This window comes from Paracoccus sp. MBLB3053, from assembly GCF_031822435.1.
GTDB classification, from domain to species: Bacteria; Pseudomonadota; Alphaproteobacteria; order Rhodobacterales; family Rhodobacteraceae; genus Paracoccus; species Paracoccus aurantius.
In genome coordinates, this window is sequence record NZ_JAVQLW010000001.1 from 1,112,422 (window position 1) to 1,127,496 (window position 15,075).

Below are 15,075 nucleotides of genomic sequence, written 5' to 3' on the forward strand. Positions count from 1 at the left end.
CGGCATCAGCCTTGCGGCGTCATCGCCTTGCGCTGGCGGTTCCGTTCGAGCCCCAGCTGGCGTTCGCGCCAGATGATGAGAATGCCCGCGATGATGACCAGCGAGGCGCCCAGCAGCATCACCAGGGTGGGGGCCTCGCCAAAGATGAACCATCCGATTGCAAGTGCGAGCAGCATCGAAACATATTCGAAGGGCGCAACCAGCGAGGCATCCGCATAGCGATAGGCCGAGGTCAGCATGATCTGCCCAAGCCCGCCCAGAAGCCCGGTCAGGACCAGCAGCAGCCCGGTTTTCAGGTCAGGCATGACCCAGCCGAAAGGCAGCGTCAGCAGGCCCAGGATGGTCGAGGTGACCGAGAACCAGAAGACGATGGCCGAGGTGCGCTCTTCCTGCACCAGCTTGCGCACGAAGATCTGGGCAAGTGCCGCGCAGGTCGCCCCGGCCAGCGTCACCATTGCGCCAAGGCTTTCCTTGTAGCCCAGATCCGCGCCTGTGGTGATGCGCGGCGACAGCACGATGATCACCCCGATCAGGCCAAGCGCCACCATTGAAAGACGGAACAATCGCACGTTTTCGCCCAGGAACATGGCCGCGAAGATCACCACAAGCAGCGGGGCGGCATAGCCGATCGCCGTCACTTCGGGAAAGGGCAGCAGTGCCAGCCCCCAGAAGCCGAAGCCCATCGCGGCCGTGCCGATGATGCCTCGATAGAAATGCCCCATCGGTCGAAATGTCTTCAGTCCGGTGCGAAGCTCGTGCCGCCAGGCAAGCCAGACCAGAATCACCGGGATGGCGAAAAAGGAACGAAAGAACACTTGCTGACCGGGTGGGATGCCCAAGCCATCCTGCGAGGTGGCCTTCACGATCGAGGCCATGATGGTGAAGATCATGACGCTGAGGCATTTGAACACGATGCCGCGAAGCGGGCTCTGAGGTGTATGAATCATGTCAATCTTTGGCAGGCCCATTTCGCGGCATCGGCCACGGCGGGATCGGGATCATGCAGCAAGGCTTCTGCCACCGGACGAAGATGCGCAAGCCCGGAATTGCCGATCGCGTAAAGTACGTTCCTGACCATCCTGTCGCGCCCGATCCGCTTGATCGGGCTGCCTGAAAATCGCGCGCGAAACGCCGCATCGTCGAGTGCCGCCAATTCGGCCAGCGCGGGGGCGCCATGCGGCCCGTGATATCGCAGCTCGGTCGCCGACTGGGCAAACTTGTTCCAAGGGCAGGCCGCAAGGCAATCGTCGCAGCCATAGATGCGATTGCCCATCAGGGGCCGCAGTTCCGGATCGACCGGGCCCTTGTGCTCGATGGTCAGATACGAGATGCAGCGCCTGGCGTCGATCTGGTAGGGCGCCGGAAACGCGTCGGTCGGGCAGGCGTCGAGGCAGGCCCGGCAAGAGCCGCAATGCGACCGTTCACGCTCGTCCTTGGCCAGATCCAGCGTGGTGAAGATCGAGCCGAGAAAAAACCAGCTTCCCAGTTCCCGTGACAGCAGGTTGGTATGCTTGCCCTGCCATCCAAGGCCCGCCGCCTGGGCAAGAGGCTTTTCCATCACCGGGGCGGTGTCCACGAAGACCTTGATTTCACAACCGGTTTGCTGCACTAGCCAGCCGCCCAGTCGCTTCAGCCGCTTCTTGACCAGATCATGGTAATCCTTGCCCTGGGCATAGACGCTGACCGCGCCACGGTCGCGATGGGCCAGCACCGCAGTCGGGTCAATCTCGGGAGTGTACAGTTCGGCCAGCATGATGACCGATCGCGCGGCTGGCCAAAGGGCGTTCGGCGCCGCGCGCCAATGCGCGCGCTCCGCCATCCACTCCATCTGTCCGTGACGTTCCTTGGCCAGGAACTCGCTTAGTCGTTCGGGCAGTTCGGGCAGGGCGTCGGGCGCGCAAATGCCAAGGGCCGAGAAACCCTCGGCCCGAGCTTGCTCATCCAGACGCGAGCGGATCTCGACCGGGTCAGAAATCCAGGAGCGCATAATGTGGCGCCGGGTGAACGCCCGGCAGGTGGTCGGCCAGAAGGCTGCGGAAGGCCGGGCGCGACTTGATCTTCGCATACCATTCCTGAACCTCGGCCGAATGGGTCCAGTCGACATCCGAGATGTAATCAAGGCATGAAATATGCGCCGCAGCGGTGAAATCAGCCAGGGTCATGACATCGCCCGCAAGCCAGCGACGATGTTCAAGCAGGCTCTTCATGTAGTCCATGTGGTAGCGGATTGCGGATAGCCCGGCCTTGACTGTCCGGGAATCGGGATAGCCCTGCCGCATCACCTTCTTCCAGACCCGTTCGGACATCACGGGCCTGGTGCATTCGGCATTGAACTTGTCGTCGAACCACGAGCACAGCCGCCGAACCTCGTACCGGTCGATCGAAGAAGAAGGCATGAGCGCGGGGTTCGGATATCTTTCGTCCAGATATTCGCAGATTGCCTGACTTTCGGCCAGCAGCCGACCGTCCATGCGCAGTACCGGCAACTTTCCGGCAGGATTGCGGCGCAGCAGTTCCGAGCCGGGTTCCCAATAGCGATCCTCGACCAGTTCGACCTCTATGCGCTTCTCGGCCAGCACGAGGCGGACCTTGCGACAGAAGGGCGAGAGGGCGATGTGATAAAGCCTGATCGTGGAATTGGGTGAAGAAGTATTCATCTGGGGAAAACACCGGAGATCATTCGCGGACTGAAGGTGTGATACGCTTGCCGCACCTTGGATTCAACCGAGTTGCGGTCAGCGGGTCAGCAGCAGGCAGGAATCGCGCCCGTCCCGCCGGATTGTGGCTGCCCCATCGGCAATTGCCCGCGCGCGCGCTGAATTGGTCTGGGGCTTCCGGGTCTTCGGAGCTGGCAGGATGGCAGCAAGGGCGGCCGCCTGACGTGCGTTAAGCTTGTCGGGCGTGGTGCCGAAGTGATGTTTCGCAGCCGCGTGGATGCCAAAGACCCCGGGACCGAACTCGGCAAGGTTCAGATAGACCTCGACGATGCGACGCTTGGACCAGAGCGCCTCGATCATCGGTGTATAGATGGTTTCCAGAACCTTGCGCGGCCAGCTCCGCCCCTGCCAGAGGAATACGTTCTTGGCGGTCTGCTGCGAGATGGTCGAAGCCCCACGGTTCGAGCCCGATTCGATGACCCGGCGGATCTCGATCATGTCGAAACCCCAATGGTTGCAGAAATTCGCGTCCTCGGCGGCGACGACCGAACGGATCATAACCGGCGCGACATTCGCGAGCCTTGTCCATTCCCTTGGCGTGCCCGGATATTCGTGGGTGCCTTGCCAGATCGTCCAGCTTGTCGGAGGATTGATCAGCGAGAAGGCAAAGACCAGAACGAACATCAGCGCGAGCAATCTGAGCCCGAACCAGCGCAGCCATCCCCAAAGCCAGAGGGCCGCGGCACGAACCGGGCGCTTATGCCTGATGCGACGGCGCGCCGGGCGGCCATCATCGATGTGCTGAACAGGAGTGCTTGCGCGGCGCCGGGGCATGGGCGCGTCCTGTCACGCCAATGCCCGTTGCGTCAAGCGTGTGCAGCTGTTTCAGGATTACGATGTGGGCTCGTCGGCGGGATCTGTCACGGACGGCGCCGGAGCGGCTGTGTCGACATGAGGCAGGCCCAGGGCCGTGCCCAGCTTGCCACCGGCAAAGGCCGCGCGCAGCTTTTCTTCCTGATCGTCGGGAAGCGAGGTTTGCATCACCCGACCGCGAAGGTGGAAGCTTTCGAGCCGCGCCAGAACCTTGTCTGCGGTCATCTTGCGGATGAGGATGAAGACCGCGGAACCGCCCGGAACGATCGAATGGCCGGCTTCACGCATGAAGTCATCGTTGATGCCGATATCGGTCAGCCGCCCTGCGATCGCGCCCGAAGCCGCGCCGACCGCAGCGCCGATCAGCGGGTTCAGGAAGACAAGACCGACCAGCGTGCCCCAGAAACCGCCCCCCAGGGCCCCTGCCGCCGTCAGGTTCATGGCCTGGTGCAGCTGGATGTCCTCGGCCGTTGGGCGGGTCACGACCACGGCGTCTTCAAGCTGGATGAGATATTCCTTTTGCATCTTCACAAGCTCGCTGCGCAGCTCGAACGCGGTGGTTTCGTCGTCGAATGCAATGACCAGCAGATCGGACATGAGAGGAACCTTTCTAACGATACGGATTTCTGTCCTGCGTTCCGGGGGGAACGCAATTTGACAGGCTCGCGTTCCTGAACGGCCACAATTTCATCCTGTTCCGCGGTATCGGGACTTGCCAGCCGCTCTGGTCAGGATGACAAATGGATCAGCTTCAGATTGTTTCTACGGAAAGTTGCACATGCGGATCCAGCTTGTTGAGATCGAGGTCAGGCCCGGCAGTCGCGATGCCTTCATCGAGGCCTTTCGCATCAACTGGGACGGTGCAAGAAACGAGGCCGGCAATATCCGCTTCGATCTGCTTTGCGACCCGGAAAATGAGAACCGGTTCTCGGTCTACGAAATCTTCGAGAACGAGGCAGCGCTGGACGCGCATCGCGGCACCGATCACTATCGCGAATGCATCCGCCTGATTGATCCGCTTACCCTGGGCCGGCGTAGCAAGCGGTTCTTTTCGCCGGTCCTCGTCGAAGGCCGCGCGGCAGATCGAAAGTGACGTCGCCCGGAATGCTGAGCATGTTTCGCCCCTACAGCGCAGGCTTGCGCAGGTTGCTCGGCCGACCCCAGCCGGATTTCTTTGCCAGGGCGGTCGAAAGCTGGCAAGAGGCGCCCGCAGCGACGCTGCGCTTCTACCCGGCTCTCGCACTGCCAGGCCAGATCGACCGCATCCGGCAGAGTGTCTTCGCATCACTGCCCGACACGATCGAAGCGTTGACCCGCGACGGTGAGAAAACCGAAGGACCGACGGTCGCATGGCGGTTCCGCCATGTCGATCTGATTGACGGTGTTCTTTTCAGCAATGGTGCCGAACTTCACCTGCGCCCACGTCGTCGCCGGTTCGGGCTGGCAGGGCGTCCGAACCGGACGATCAGCGGAGCGCTCTACGAAACCTGGGTGACAAATCGCTGGTTCGGCAGTTGGCTGATGGATGAACTTGTCACCTGGCCCCTCGCCGAAGGAACAGGCCGGCCGCTGAGAACAGGGCAACCGCCCAAGCCCGGAAGCCATGCTGCGCGCTATCTGGAGCTTGCCGGCGCCACTCCGGGACATGTGTCGGGGGACGTGCATTTCGACGAACTCATCCTGTTCGGAGATCTGGCGAACAATGCCGACAAGGCGCGCCGTCAGCGCGAGTTGCGCGCGCGGTTGGTCAAGGGGCGCGAGCTGCAACCCCTGCCGGGCGTGTTCCTCTTGCGGGGCAATTCAGGCGATCCCAGGGTGCTGAGCAACGAGAGGGACTTGGCCGATCGACTGGCAACGGAACGCGGCTTCAGGGTCATTGACCCGCTGATTGCCAGCGTCGACGAGATCGTGGATGCATGCGGCGCCGCGCGCATGATCGTGGGCGTCGAAGGCAGCCAGATGGTTCACGGGGTTGCGGCCGCGCCGGCGGGGGCCGGGATCATCCCGATCCAGCCGCCTGATCGGGTCGCTGCCACCTTGAAGCAGCTCAGTGATCGTCTTGATCAGCGCTTCGGGCTAGTGGTGGCTGAGGGCGAGGGCTCGGCCTTTTCGCTCGACTGGAGCGATCTGGCAGGCACGCTGGATCTCTTCGAGTGATGATCGGGATGACCCGTGGCGGGGCATTGCGATCGAGTGATCATCAGCGGAGTTCCATGCGTTTTCCAGCCCATTTGGACATGTCCGGAAAGCGATGGTGAGCCCGACAGGATTCGAACCTGTGACCCACTGATTAAAAGTCAGTTGCTCTACCAACTGAGCTACGGGCCCACATCAGCGACAAAAGGCTCGGGCGGAAACCCAAGCCTTTGGCTTTTCAGTGGTGAGCCCGACAGGATTCGAACCTGTGACCCACTGATTAAAAGTCAGTTGCTCTACCAACTGAGCTACGGGCCCACATCACGGGGCGCTAACTATTGGCGACGGCATGGGGGGTCAAGCGGAAAAATCACGACCTCTGGAAAAAAGTATTCAGCGAGCGTATGTGACCGGCATGGACCAGCAGCAAAACCTCGCCCCAGGCGCCGCGCTGCCCTTCATGAAAATGCATGGGCTCGGCAATGATTTCGTCGTCATCGACGGTCGCAAGACCGGAGGTGAGCCCGACCGTGCCGTCATCTCGGCCATGGCGGACCGCCATTTCGGCATTGGTTTTGACCAGTTGGCCGTGATCCTGCCCGGCGAGAATGCCGATGCGCGGCTCGTCTTCTACAATAGCGACGGCTCGGTCTCGGCGGCCTGCGGAAATGCGACGCGCTGCGTCGCGCGCTACCTGCTGGCCGAATCGGGGGCGCGCGAACTTCGGCTGGCGACCGATCATGCCGTGCTGATGGCCGAGGATGCGGGCAATGGCCTGACGCGCGTGAACATGGGCCATCCGGTGCTGGACTGGGCCCGGGTTCCGCTGGCCGAGGATATCGACATGCTGCACCTGCCGATCGAGGGCGACCCGGTCGCCACCGGCATGGGCAATCCGCACATGACCTTCTTCGTCGAGGATGTCGCGGCGATCCATCTCGAGAATTTCGGCCCGATTCACGAGCATCACCCGCTTTATCCCGAACGTGCCAATGTCGAGGTCGTGCAGATCGTCTCGCCCGACGAGATCGTGCTGCGCATCTGGGAACGGGGAACCGGCATCACGCTGGCCTCGGGGTCCTGTTCCTGCGCTTCCGTCGTTGCGGCGGCGCGGCGCGGGCTCACCAACCGCAAGGTCAAGGTGAACGTGCCCGGCGGCGTTCTGGAAATCGACTGGCGTGACGATGGGGTCTGGATGACCGGACCGACTGCGCATGTCTTTGACGGGGTGTGGCGGGGATGACGGATCAGGCGAATCCTCCGGTCTTCGCGACTCTGGGCTGTCGGCTCAATGCCTATGAAACCGAGGCGATGCGTGAAATGGCGGAAACGGCGGGCCTGAAGGGCGCGGTAATCGTGAACACCTGCGCCGTGACCGCCGAAGCCGTGCGCAAGGCCCGGCAGGAGATTCGCCGCCTGTCCCGTGAAAACCCCGGTGCGCCGGTCATCGTCACCGGCTGCGCCGCTCAGACCGAGCCCGAGACCTTTGCCGCCATGGCCGAGGTCACCCGAGTCATCGGCAACCATGAAAAGATGCAGCCCCAGACTTGGGCCAGCATCCAGGCGCCCGACCTGATCGGTGAAACCGAAAAGGTGCAGGTCGACGACATCATGTCGGTCAAGGAAACCGCCGGCCACCTGATCGACGGTTTCGGCCGCCACCGCGCCTATGTGCAGGTCCAGAACGGCTGCGACCATCGCTGCACCTTCTGCATCATCCCTTACGGTCGGGGCAATTCGCGCTCGGTTCCCGCAGGCGTTGTCGTGGACCAGATCAAGCGGCTGCGCGATCGCGGCTTCCACGAGGTCGTCTTGACCGGGGTCGACCTGACCTCATGGGGGGCGGACCTGCCGGGCCAGCCGAAGCTGGGCGATCTGGTCATGCGCATCCTGCGGCTGGTGCCCGACCTGCCGCGCCTGCGGATCAGCTCGATCGATTCGATCGAGGCCGACGAGAATCTGATGCTCGCCATCGCCTCCGAGCCGCGACTGATGCCGCATCTTCACCTGTCCTTGCAGGCCGGAGACGACATGATCCTGAAACGGATGAAGCGCCGGCACCTGCGCGACGACGCGATCCGCTTCTGCGAGGATGCCCGCAAGCTGCGCCCCGGCATCGTCTTTGGCGCGGATATCATCGCCGGTTTCCCGACCGAAACCGAAGACATGTTCGAAAACAGCCTGAAGCTGGTCGATGATTGCGGCCTGACCTTCCTGCACGTCTTCCCCTATTCGGCCCGCAAGGGCACGCCCGCCGCGCGGATGCCGCGCGTCGCTGGCCCCGCGATCAAGGACCGCGCAGCCCGGTTGCGTGCCAAAGGGGATATGGCCCTGCGCAGTCACCTTCTGGCTGAGGTCGGTCACACCCGGATGGTTCTGACCGAAGGTCCGCGTCTGGCAAGAACCGAGCATTTCACCGAAGTCACCTTTGATCGCGACATGCCCGAAGGATCGCTGATGCAGGTCATGATTTCCGGACAGGACGGTCAGCGGCTGACCGTTTGACAATCGCGGCACTTGGACCTGCTCAAGGGACTGTCCCCTGAAGGTGGCCGGGTCCTGATGGGGCGGCACAGCCGCCGATGCAGCCGGGATAGGCAGCACGGGCAGCGAGAATCGTCCATTTCGTCAGGTCAAAGAACTATCACTTGCCCGGTGCAAGTGTGCCGCATAATCGTTTGGGAATGACGCTTCTTTACACACATCCGTCGGGATTTCGGCATGTTACCCCGCCTAGTCATCCTGAACAGGTGACGAGGCTTGACGCCGTCATCAATGCGCTTGCCGATCTGGAACTTGATCGTCGCGAGGCACCCGAGGCCGAGGACGAAGAAATCCTGCGCTGTCACTTGCCAGCATATCTATCGACGGTGCGTCGCAAGACACCCGCCGAAGGCTGGACCATGCTCGATCCGGACACTTACCTGTCGCCGGGAAGCCTGACTGCCGCGCGCCATGCCGTCGGGGGCGTTTGTGCGGCGGTGGACGCGGTTCTGGCAGGCGAAGCGAAAAGCGCCTTTGTCGCGATGCGACCGCCGGGCCACCATGCCGAGCGAGCAAGGGCGATGGGGTTCTGCATCTTCAACTCGATCGCGATCGGGGCGCAGCGGGCGCTGGATATGCACGGTGTCGATCGTGTCGCCGTGCTTGATTTCGATGTCCATCATGGCAATGGCACGCAGGAAATGCTGTGGAACGAACCGCGAGGCTTCTTTGCCTCGACACATCAGTTCCCGCTTTATCCTGGAACGGGTGCGGCAAATGAACGTGGCGAGTTTGGCCAGATCATGAACATGCCGCTCCATGCGGGCACGGATGGCGCGCCGGCGCTCGGGGCATGGCAAGAGATCTGCGGCAAGGTTCGGCAATGGCAGCCCCAACTTGTTCTGGTTTCGGCCGGCTTCGATGCTCATGCCGTCGATCCGCTTGCCTCGTTGCTTTGGCAAGACGACGATTTCACCGAAATCACGCGGATGATTTGCGACACTGCCGCCACCTGCTCGGCCCCGGTGGTATCGGTCCTCGAAGGGGGTTATGATCTCGGCGTTTTGGGCCGCACCGCGCGCGCCCATGTCGAAGTTCTGAGGGAGACGGTGGCATGACCGAGATCGAAAACATGTCCTTCGAGGAGGCAATGCGCGAGCTTGAGGCGACCGTCGGCAAGCTCGAACATGGCGAGGCCACGCTCGAGGAATCGATCGCGCTTTATGAGCGTGGCGCCGCGCTGCGCAAGCATTGCGACGAGGTGTTGCGTCGTGCCGAGGAGCGGGTTGAAAAGATCACCCTTGCCGCCAACGGCCAGCCGACCGGAACGGTCCCTGCCGAGGGGCTATGATGCAAGACAGACTTGAGGATGTGAAGGCGCAGGTTCAGGCCGCGCTGGACGAGGCCATGGCGAAGCTGCCGCCGGGCGAACTGACCGATGCGATGCGATATGCCTGCATCGGCGGCAAGCGGCTGCGGGCGTTTCTGGTGATGGAATCGGCTCGGCTGTTTGGCATTCGTGATCACGAGGCACTGCCCGTTGCCGCTGCGGTCGAGGCACTGCACGCATATAGCCTGGTCCATGACGATCTGCCTGCCATGGATGATGACGACCTGCGGCGCGGTCTTCCGACCTGCCATATCCAATGGTCCGAGGCGACGGCGATCCTGGCGGGTGACGCGCTCCAGAGCCTTGCTTTCGGTCTGCTCGCGGATTCGCGGTCGGGTTCGCCCGAGGTGCGCCTGACCCTGATCAAGGCTTTCGCCGACGCGGTCGGAGCGCGCGGCATGGTTTGGGGGCAGGCGCAGGACATCGCCGCCGAAACTGCGGCCGAGCCCCTCGACCTTGTCGCGATCAAGCGGCTTCAAAGTGCCAAGACCGGCGCGCTGATCGTCTTTTCGGCGACTTCGGGGGCAATCCTTGCGGGGGCGGATCTGGCCCCACTTTCCGACTATGCTCGCAATATCGGGCTGGCCTTTCAGATTCAGGATGACATTCTCGATGTGGTCGGCGATGAGGCCGAAACCGGCAAACGCCTGAACAAGGACGGAGAGGCGAACAAGGCCACCTTCGTCTCGCTTCTGGGGCTGGACGGAGCCCGGGAAAAGGCGCGCAAACTTGTGCGCCATGCCGAGGCGGCGCTTGAAGCCTATGGCGAAGAAGCCGGAAACCTGCGCGCGCTTGCGCGGTTTATCATCGAACGAGACGCCTGACTAAATCCGACGAAAGGGTCAGCCATGAGCCAGACCGATAGCCCTGACCTTCCCGCGACGCCGGTGCTGGACCGTGTCGGCCTGCCATCAGACTTGAAGGCGCTGACCGATCGCGAGCTTCTCCAGCTTGCGGACGAATTGCGCGCCGAGACGATCAGCGCAGTTTCCGTCACAGGCGGGCATCTTGGCGCCGGTCTCGGCGTGGTCGAACTGACAGTCGCGCTGCATGCGGTCTTCGACACGCCCCGTGACAAGATCATCTGGGACGTCGGCCATCAGTGCTATCCGCACAAGATCCTGACCGGACGGCGCGACCGTATCCGCACCTTGCGCACCGAAGGGGGGCTTTCGGGCTTCACCAAGCGTTCGGAAAGCCCCTATGACCCGTTCGGGGCGGGGCACAGCTCGACCTCGATCAGCGCGGCCCTGGGCTTCGCCATGGCGCGCGAGCTCGGCGGCGATCCGGGCGATGCGATCGCGGTGATCGGCGACGGCGCGATGACCGCCGGCATGGCCTTCGAGGCGCTGAACAATGCAGGCGATCTGGGCAAGCGGCTCTTCGTCGTGCTGAACGACAACGAGATGTCGATCGCGCCGCCGACCGGGGCGCTGTCGCGCTACCTGACCCGCCTCTATGCGGAAAATCCGTTCCAAGACCTCAAGGCCGTGGCCAAGGGTGCCGTCGGGTTCCTGCCGCCTACCCTGCAGGAAGGCGCGCGCCGCGCGAAGGAAATGCTCAAGGGCATGGCCGTCGGGGGCACCTTGTTCGAGGAATTGGGCTTTTCCTATGTCGGGCCAGTCGATGGCCACGATCTCGAGCAGCTTTTGCCGCTTTTGCGTACCTTGAAGGCGCGGGCGACGGGTCCGGTTCTGATCCATGCCGTGACGAAGAAAGGCAAGGGCTATGCCCCCGCCGAGCGCGCCGCCGACAGGGGCCATGCGACCGCGAAATTCGATGTGGCTACGGGTGCGCAGGCCAAGGCCAAATCGAACGCACCCAGCTATACCTCGGTCTTTGCCCGCGCGCTGGTCGATCAGGCCAGCCGCGACGACAAGATCGTTGCCGTGACCGCCGCCATGCCTGACGGCACCGGCCTGAACCTCTTTGCAGAGCGCTTCCCGCGCCGCTGCTTCGACGTGGGCATCGCCGAGCAGCATGCCGTGACCTATTCGGCGGGCCTCGCGGCGGGGGGGATGAAACCCTTTTGCGCGCTCTATTCGACATTCCTGCAGCGCGGTTACGATCAGGTCGTGCATGACGTGGCGATCCAGCGCCTGCCGGTGCGTTTCGCCATCGACCGGGCAGGGCTCGTGGGTGCGGATGGCGCGACACATGCCGGCGCGTATGACATTGCGTTCATGGCCAACCTGCCGGGTATGGTCGTCATGGCCGCTGCCGATGAGGCCGAGCTTGCCCATATGGTCGCGACCGCCGCCGCCTACAGTGACGGGCCGATCGCTTTCCGCTATCCGCGCGGCGAGGGCATGGGCGTCGAGATGCCCGAACGCGGCGAGCCCTTGGAAATCGGCAAGGGCCGCGTCATCGCCGAAGGGAAGGGCGTCGCGATCCTGTCATTCGGAACGCGGCTGGGTGAGGTCATGCGCGCCCGCGAGGCCTTGATTGCGCGCGGGATCCAGCCGACAGTGGTCGATGCGCGCTTCGCGAAGCCCCTGGACCGGGACCTGATCCTGCGCCTTGCGCGCAACCACGACGCGCTGATCACCATCGAGGAAGGTTCCGTCGGTGGTTTCGGCAGCCTCGTCGCACAGCTTCTTTCGGATGAGGGCGTGTTTGATGACGGCCTGCGCTTCCGCCAGATGGTGCTGCCCGATACCTTCATCGACCATGCCAGCCCCGAGGCGATGTATCGTGAGGCCCGCATGTCCGCTCCGGATATCGAGGCCAAGGTGCTTGAGGTGCTGGGCGTTTCCCGGCTTGAACGCAGGGCCTGATTGGGCGGAGTTTCCGCCCGCCCGGCTTCTGGTATAGGATTGAGCTGACTGCCTGCTGTGCGCGTGATGCCAGTTCATGTGCCGCAGGTTTCGCGGACCGACTGAGAGGAAGACCCAAAGATGCTGCGTTCCCTTCTGACGGGCCTTGCGCTTTCAATACCTCTGGTTGCCACGGCTCAGGATGCGTCCGAGCCGAAAGCCCCCGTGGAACAGGCGCCTGTCGAACCGGCTGCGGCGAAGGTCGCCCCCGAAGAGCCGGCGGCAAAACCAGAACCATCGCCGGCCGAGCCCGTTCCAGCGGGTTATCTGCCCAATCTCTACGACGTCACCGTGATCGAGACATGGGATACGTTGAATGTGCGCGAGAATCCGGATGGTCAGGCCAAGGTCATCGCGAAACTGCCGGCGACGGCCAAGGGGGTAGAACTGCTCGGTCGGGATGCCTCGGGCAAATGGGGCAAGGTAAATGCGGGCGAGCGTTCTGGCTGGGTCGCATTGCGCTTTCTCAAGGCCGAGCCGGGCGTCTGGCAGGCGGCATCGCTGCCTCAGAGCCTCAGTTGCAGCGGCACCGAACCTTTCTGGTCGCTCAAGGCCACGAAGTCCGGGCTGATCTTTTCGGAGCCGGATGCCCAGGACCGACAGCTGGACCTGCGCAAGGTCATGGATCGCGGGATCGAAGGCGAGCCGACACGCGGCCTGATCGCGGGTGATGACAAGGGTCGCGTCACGGCATTCCTGCGGCCTGATCAGTGCAGCGACGGCATGTCGGACCGGGGTTACGCCCTTGCGGTATCGGTCATTCTTGACGGTCAGGACGTGGCGTCGCGGATGCTGACCGGCTGCTGTTCGATCGCGCGCTAAGGCTCGAGCGCCAACAGCGCCGCCAGACCGCTGCGGTAATCCGGATAAAGCAGGCTCACGCCCAGTTCGCGCTTGGTCAGTTCGTTCGAAACGCGCTTGCTTTCAGCATAGAACGAGCGCGCCATCGGCGTCATCTGTGCCGTCGCGAAGTCTTCGGCCGGTGGCAAGGGAAGGTCGAGCAGGCGGGCAGCATGGGCAATGACATCCTCGGGCGGGGCCGGGTCGTCGTCACAGAGATTGTAGATGGCGCCGGATCGCGGCTGGTTGAGCGAGGCCATCAGGATGCGGGCAATGTCCTCGACATGGATCCGGGAAAATACCTGTCCGGGCTTGACGATGCGTCGTGCGGTGCCAGCCCGGACCTTGGCAAAGGGCCCCCTTCCTGGCCCATAGATCCCGGCGAGCCGGAAGATGTGGAGGGGCAGGTCATGGCTTTGGGCGAGCGCCTGCCATTCCCTTTCGGCCGCGACCCGCTCATGCCCGCGCCTTGTGGACGGGGCAAGCGGGGTCGTTTCGTCCACCCAGCCCCCCGCGTGATCTCCATAGACCCCGGTCGTCGAAAGATATCCAAGCCAGCGCGGGCGGGACGCGGCAATCCGGGCCCCGAAGGCCTTGAGCGCCGGATCATGCCCTTCAGCGGGTCCGGCCGAGACAAGAATCGCATCGGATTCGGCAATCGCATCCCGGATCGCGGTTTCGTCTCCGGGCCATAAAAGCGGCGCCGCGCCCGCCTCGGCCACCCGCTGCCGCGCGCCCCGTGTCGTGCCGGTCACCTGCCAACCTTCCGCGCGCAGCAGGGGTGTCAGGAAACCGGCAGTATAGCCGTGACCCAGAACAAGCATCTTCATGCCCGGCCTCGCAGGATCTCTGCGGCCATTGCAAAGGACCGCCGTCTGGCCTCCTGATCGAAGATATTGCCCACGAGGATCAGCTCGTCCGGGCGGTAGCGGGAGATGAGTTCGCCCAATCTTTGCTCGACGGTTGCAGCCGAGCCTACCGCGCTTACCGAAAGCGCTTGTTCGACGGATGGCAGCACGGCAGCAGGGACGGCTTGGTGAATGTCATCCACGGGCGCTGGCAAGAGGCCGGGCCTGCCCATTCGAAGTCGGGCAAAGCTGATCATCTGGCTGGTGCGCAGGCGCTGCGCCTCGGCATCCGTCTCGGCCACGATGACATTCACTGCCAGCATGAACCGGGGTTTTTCGCCGAAAGGTGTCTCCTGGAAACGCTCGCGGTATAGCCTGACGGCCTCATCCAGGTCGCCTGGCGCGAAATGGCTGGCAAAGGCATAGGGCAGCCCAAGCGCTGCGGCAAGGCTTGCGCCGTATAGCGACGAGCCCAGAATCCAGACAGGAACGTTGGTGTCCTGTCCGGGATGCGCCGCGACCGCAACGCCCGGCTGGGCCGGTCCGAGATAGCGCAGCAGTTCGACGACGTCGTTCGGGAAGTCGTCATTGCGCGACATGCCCCGACGCAATGCGTGCATGACCGCCCCGTCGCCGCCCGGCGCGCGTCCCAGCCCAAGGTCGATCCGGTCGCCATGAATCGTCGCGAGGGTGCCGAACTGTTCTGCGATGGCCAAAGGCGCGTGATTTGGCAGCATGACGCCGCCCGCTCCGACCCGTATCGACTGGGTGTGGCCGGCGATATGGTTGATCAGGACCGACGTCGCGGCGCTTGCGATGCCTGCCATGTTGTGATGCTCGGCCAACCAGAAACGGTGATAGCCCCAGCCCTCGGCCGCCTGTGCCAGAGTGACGGAATTGGCGATTGCCTGGCGGGCATCCGATCCTTCGGCAACCACGGCTAGATCTAGTATCGAAAATTGCATTCGGACGACTCCTTTCCGCAACAGATAGGCGCGCGGCTGGCAGCTTGCCAGTCCGGGCAGGCGCTG

General features: G+C 63.3%; 16 protein-coding genes and 2 tRNA genes. 9 read left to right on the forward strand and 9 right to left on the reverse strand.

Annotated elements, in window-relative coordinates:
* Positions 1-5: 5 nt before the first annotated feature.
* The 5 genes from RGQ15_RS05595 to RGQ15_RS05615 form a co-directional block, all read right to left on the reverse strand.
* Positions 6-947 carry a DMT family transporter gene (locus RGQ15_RS05595; protein ID WP_311159235.1) on the reverse strand — a complete coding sequence of 314 codons (942 nt, stop codon included), beginning with the start codon at positions 945-947 and terminating at the stop codon, positions 6-8.
* Positions 944-1,987, reverse strand: a complete 1,044-nt coding sequence (gene queG, locus RGQ15_RS05600; protein WP_311159236.1) for a tRNA epoxyqueuosine(34) reductase QueG — start codon at positions 1,985-1,987, stop codon at positions 944-946. The genes RGQ15_RS05595 and queG overlap by 4 nt, the downstream gene beginning before the upstream one ends.
* Positions 1,968-2,657, reverse strand: coding sequence for an FtsZ-binding protein FzlA (fzlA, locus tag RGQ15_RS05605; protein ID WP_311159237.1), 690 nt, complete (start codon positions 2,655-2,657; stop codon positions 1,968-1,970). Before fzlA ends, queG begins: the two co-directional genes overlap by 20 nt.
* Positions 2,658-2,735: 78 nt before the next feature.
* Complete coding sequence (mtgA, locus tag RGQ15_RS05610) at positions 2,736-3,491, reverse strand: monofunctional biosynthetic peptidoglycan transglycosylase (protein WP_311159238.1); 756 nt, start codon at positions 3,489-3,491, stop codon at positions 2,736-2,738.
* 57 nt (positions 3,492-3,548) lie between these two features.
* Entirely contained in the window at positions 3,549-4,127 is a 579-nt protein-coding gene (locus RGQ15_RS05615; protein WP_311159239.1) for a DUF1269 domain-containing protein, read from the reverse strand.
* 181 nt (positions 4,128-4,308) lie between these two features.
* On the opposite strand from RGQ15_RS05615, the gene RGQ15_RS05620 reads away from it, so the two are divergent.
* Entirely contained in the window at positions 4,309-4,623 is a 315-nt protein-coding gene (locus tag RGQ15_RS05620) for an antibiotic biosynthesis monooxygenase (RefSeq protein WP_311159240.1), read from the forward strand.
* A gap of 20 nt (positions 4,624-4,643) precedes the next feature.
* Positions 4,644-5,687, forward strand: coding sequence for a glycosyltransferase family 61 protein (locus RGQ15_RS05625; protein ID WP_311159241.1), 1,044 nt, complete (start codon positions 4,644-4,646; stop codon positions 5,685-5,687).
* 95 nt (positions 5,688-5,782) lie between these two features.
* On the opposite strand, the gene RGQ15_RS05630 is transcribed toward RGQ15_RS05625, so the two are convergent.
* Positions 5,783-5,858 (reverse strand) — tRNA-Lys (locus tag RGQ15_RS05630).
* Positions 5,859-5,908: 50 nt separating this feature from the next.
* Positions 5,909-5,984: transfer RNA gene (locus RGQ15_RS05635), tRNA-Lys, on the reverse strand.
* A 97-nt stretch (positions 5,985-6,081) separates the two neighbouring features.
* Between RGQ15_RS05635 and dapF the strand changes: the two genes are divergently transcribed.
* The 7 genes from dapF (at position 6,082) to RGQ15_RS05670 (ending at position 13,178) form a co-directional block, all read left to right on the forward strand.
* Complete coding sequence (gene dapF / locus RGQ15_RS05640; protein WP_311159242.1) at positions 6,082-6,909, forward strand: diaminopimelate epimerase; 828 nt, start codon at positions 6,082-6,084, stop codon at positions 6,907-6,909.
* Positions 6,906-8,171 carry a tRNA (N(6)-L-threonylcarbamoyladenosine(37)-C(2))-methylthiotransferase MtaB gene (gene mtaB / locus RGQ15_RS05645; RefSeq protein WP_311159243.1) on the forward strand — a complete coding sequence of 422 codons (1,266 nt, stop codon included), beginning with the start codon at positions 6,906-6,908 and terminating at the stop codon, positions 8,169-8,171. Before dapF ends, mtaB begins: the two co-directional genes overlap by 4 nt.
* A 179-nt stretch (positions 8,172-8,350) precedes the next feature.
* The gene (locus tag RGQ15_RS05650; RefSeq protein ID WP_311159244.1) at positions 8,351-9,268 is read left to right on the forward strand and encodes a histone deacetylase family protein; all 918 of its coding nucleotides are present in this window, start codon (positions 8,351-8,353) and stop codon (positions 9,266-9,268) included.
* Positions 9,265-9,501, forward strand: a complete 237-nt coding sequence (locus tag RGQ15_RS05655) for an exodeoxyribonuclease VII small subunit (protein ID WP_311159245.1) — start codon at positions 9,265-9,267, stop codon at positions 9,499-9,501. The genes RGQ15_RS05650 and RGQ15_RS05655 overlap by 4 nt, the downstream gene beginning before the upstream one ends.
* Positions 9,501-10,364 (forward strand): polyprenyl synthetase family protein, encoded by an 864-nt coding sequence (locus RGQ15_RS05660; RefSeq protein WP_311159246.1) that lies wholly within the window; start codon positions 9,501-9,503, stop codon positions 10,362-10,364. Before RGQ15_RS05655 ends, RGQ15_RS05660 begins: the two co-directional genes overlap by 1 nt.
* Positions 10,365-10,388: 24 nt before the next feature.
* Complete coding sequence (gene dxs / locus RGQ15_RS05665; RefSeq protein ID WP_311159247.1) at positions 10,389-12,317, forward strand: 1-deoxy-D-xylulose-5-phosphate synthase; 1,929 nt, start codon at positions 10,389-10,391, stop codon at positions 12,315-12,317.
* A gap of 120 nt (positions 12,318-12,437) precedes the next feature.
* Positions 12,438-13,178, forward strand: coding sequence for a COG3650 family protein (locus RGQ15_RS05670; protein ID WP_311159248.1), 741 nt, complete (start codon positions 12,438-12,440; stop codon positions 13,176-13,178).
* Here the strand turns inward: RGQ15_RS05670 and RGQ15_RS05675 are convergent.
* Both RGQ15_RS05675 and RGQ15_RS05680 read right to left on the reverse strand, forming a co-directional pair.
* Entirely contained in the window at positions 13,175-14,026 is an 852-nt protein-coding gene (locus tag RGQ15_RS05675; protein WP_311159249.1) for an SDR family oxidoreductase, read from the reverse strand. The genes RGQ15_RS05670 and RGQ15_RS05675 overlap by 4 nt on opposite strands.
* Positions 14,023-15,009: an LLM class flavin-dependent oxidoreductase gene (locus RGQ15_RS05680; protein ID WP_311159250.1), complete on the reverse strand. Its 987-nt coding sequence runs from the start codon at positions 15,007-15,009 to the stop codon at positions 14,023-14,025. Before RGQ15_RS05680 ends, RGQ15_RS05675 begins: the two co-directional genes overlap by 4 nt.
* Positions 15,010-15,075 lie beyond the last annotated feature (66 nt).

What these genes read in the sequence shown, in the direction of transcription:
- RGQ15_RS05595 (WP_311159235.1), bottom strand. Translation starts at nt 947, where the DNA reads ATGATTCATACACCTCAGAGCCCGCTTCGCGGCATCGTGTTCAAATGC.
- queG (WP_311159236.1), bottom strand. Translation starts at nt 1,987, where the DNA reads ATGCGCTCCTGGATTTCTGACCCGGTCGAGATCCGCTCGCGTCTGGAT.
- fzlA (WP_311159237.1), bottom strand. Translation starts at nt 2,657, where the DNA reads ATGAATACTTCTTCACCCAATTCCACGATCAGGCTTTATCACATCGCC.
- mtgA (WP_311159238.1), bottom strand. Translation starts at nt 3,491, where the DNA reads ATGCCCCGGCGCCGCGCAAGCACTCCTGTTCAGCACATCGATGATGGC.
- RGQ15_RS05615 (WP_311159239.1), bottom strand. Translation starts at nt 4,127, where the DNA reads ATGTCCGATCTGCTGGTCATTGCATTCGACGACGAAACCACCGCGTTC.
- RGQ15_RS05620 (WP_311159240.1), top strand. Translation starts at nt 4,309, where the DNA reads ATGCGGATCCAGCTTGTTGAGATCGAGGTCAGGCCCGGCAGTCGCGAT.
- RGQ15_RS05625 (WP_311159241.1), top strand. Translation starts at nt 4,644, where the DNA reads ATGTTTCGCCCCTACAGCGCAGGCTTGCGCAGGTTGCTCGGCCGACCC.
- dapF (WP_311159242.1), top strand. Translation starts at nt 6,082, where the DNA reads ATGGACCAGCAGCAAAACCTCGCCCCAGGCGCCGCGCTGCCCTTCATG.
- mtaB (WP_311159243.1), top strand. Translation starts at nt 6,906, where the DNA reads ATGACGGATCAGGCGAATCCTCCGGTCTTCGCGACTCTGGGCTGTCGG.
- RGQ15_RS05650 (WP_311159244.1), top strand. Translation starts at nt 8,351, where the DNA reads ATGACGCTTCTTTACACACATCCGTCGGGATTTCGGCATGTTACCCCG.
- RGQ15_RS05655 (WP_311159245.1), top strand. Translation starts at nt 9,265, where the DNA reads ATGACCGAGATCGAAAACATGTCCTTCGAGGAGGCAATGCGCGAGCTT.
- RGQ15_RS05660 (WP_311159246.1), top strand. Translation starts at nt 9,501, where the DNA reads ATGCAAGACAGACTTGAGGATGTGAAGGCGCAGGTTCAGGCCGCGCTG.
- dxs (WP_311159247.1), top strand. Translation starts at nt 10,389, where the DNA reads ATGAGCCAGACCGATAGCCCTGACCTTCCCGCGACGCCGGTGCTGGAC.
- RGQ15_RS05670 (WP_311159248.1), top strand. Translation starts at nt 12,438, where the DNA reads ATGCTGCGTTCCCTTCTGACGGGCCTTGCGCTTTCAATACCTCTGGTT.
- RGQ15_RS05675 (WP_311159249.1), bottom strand. Translation starts at nt 14,026, where the DNA reads ATGAAGATGCTTGTTCTGGGTCACGGCTATACTGCCGGTTTCCTGACA.
- RGQ15_RS05680 (WP_311159250.1), bottom strand. Translation starts at nt 15,009, where the DNA reads ATGCAATTTTCGATACTAGATCTAGCCGTGGTTGCCGAAGGATCGGAT.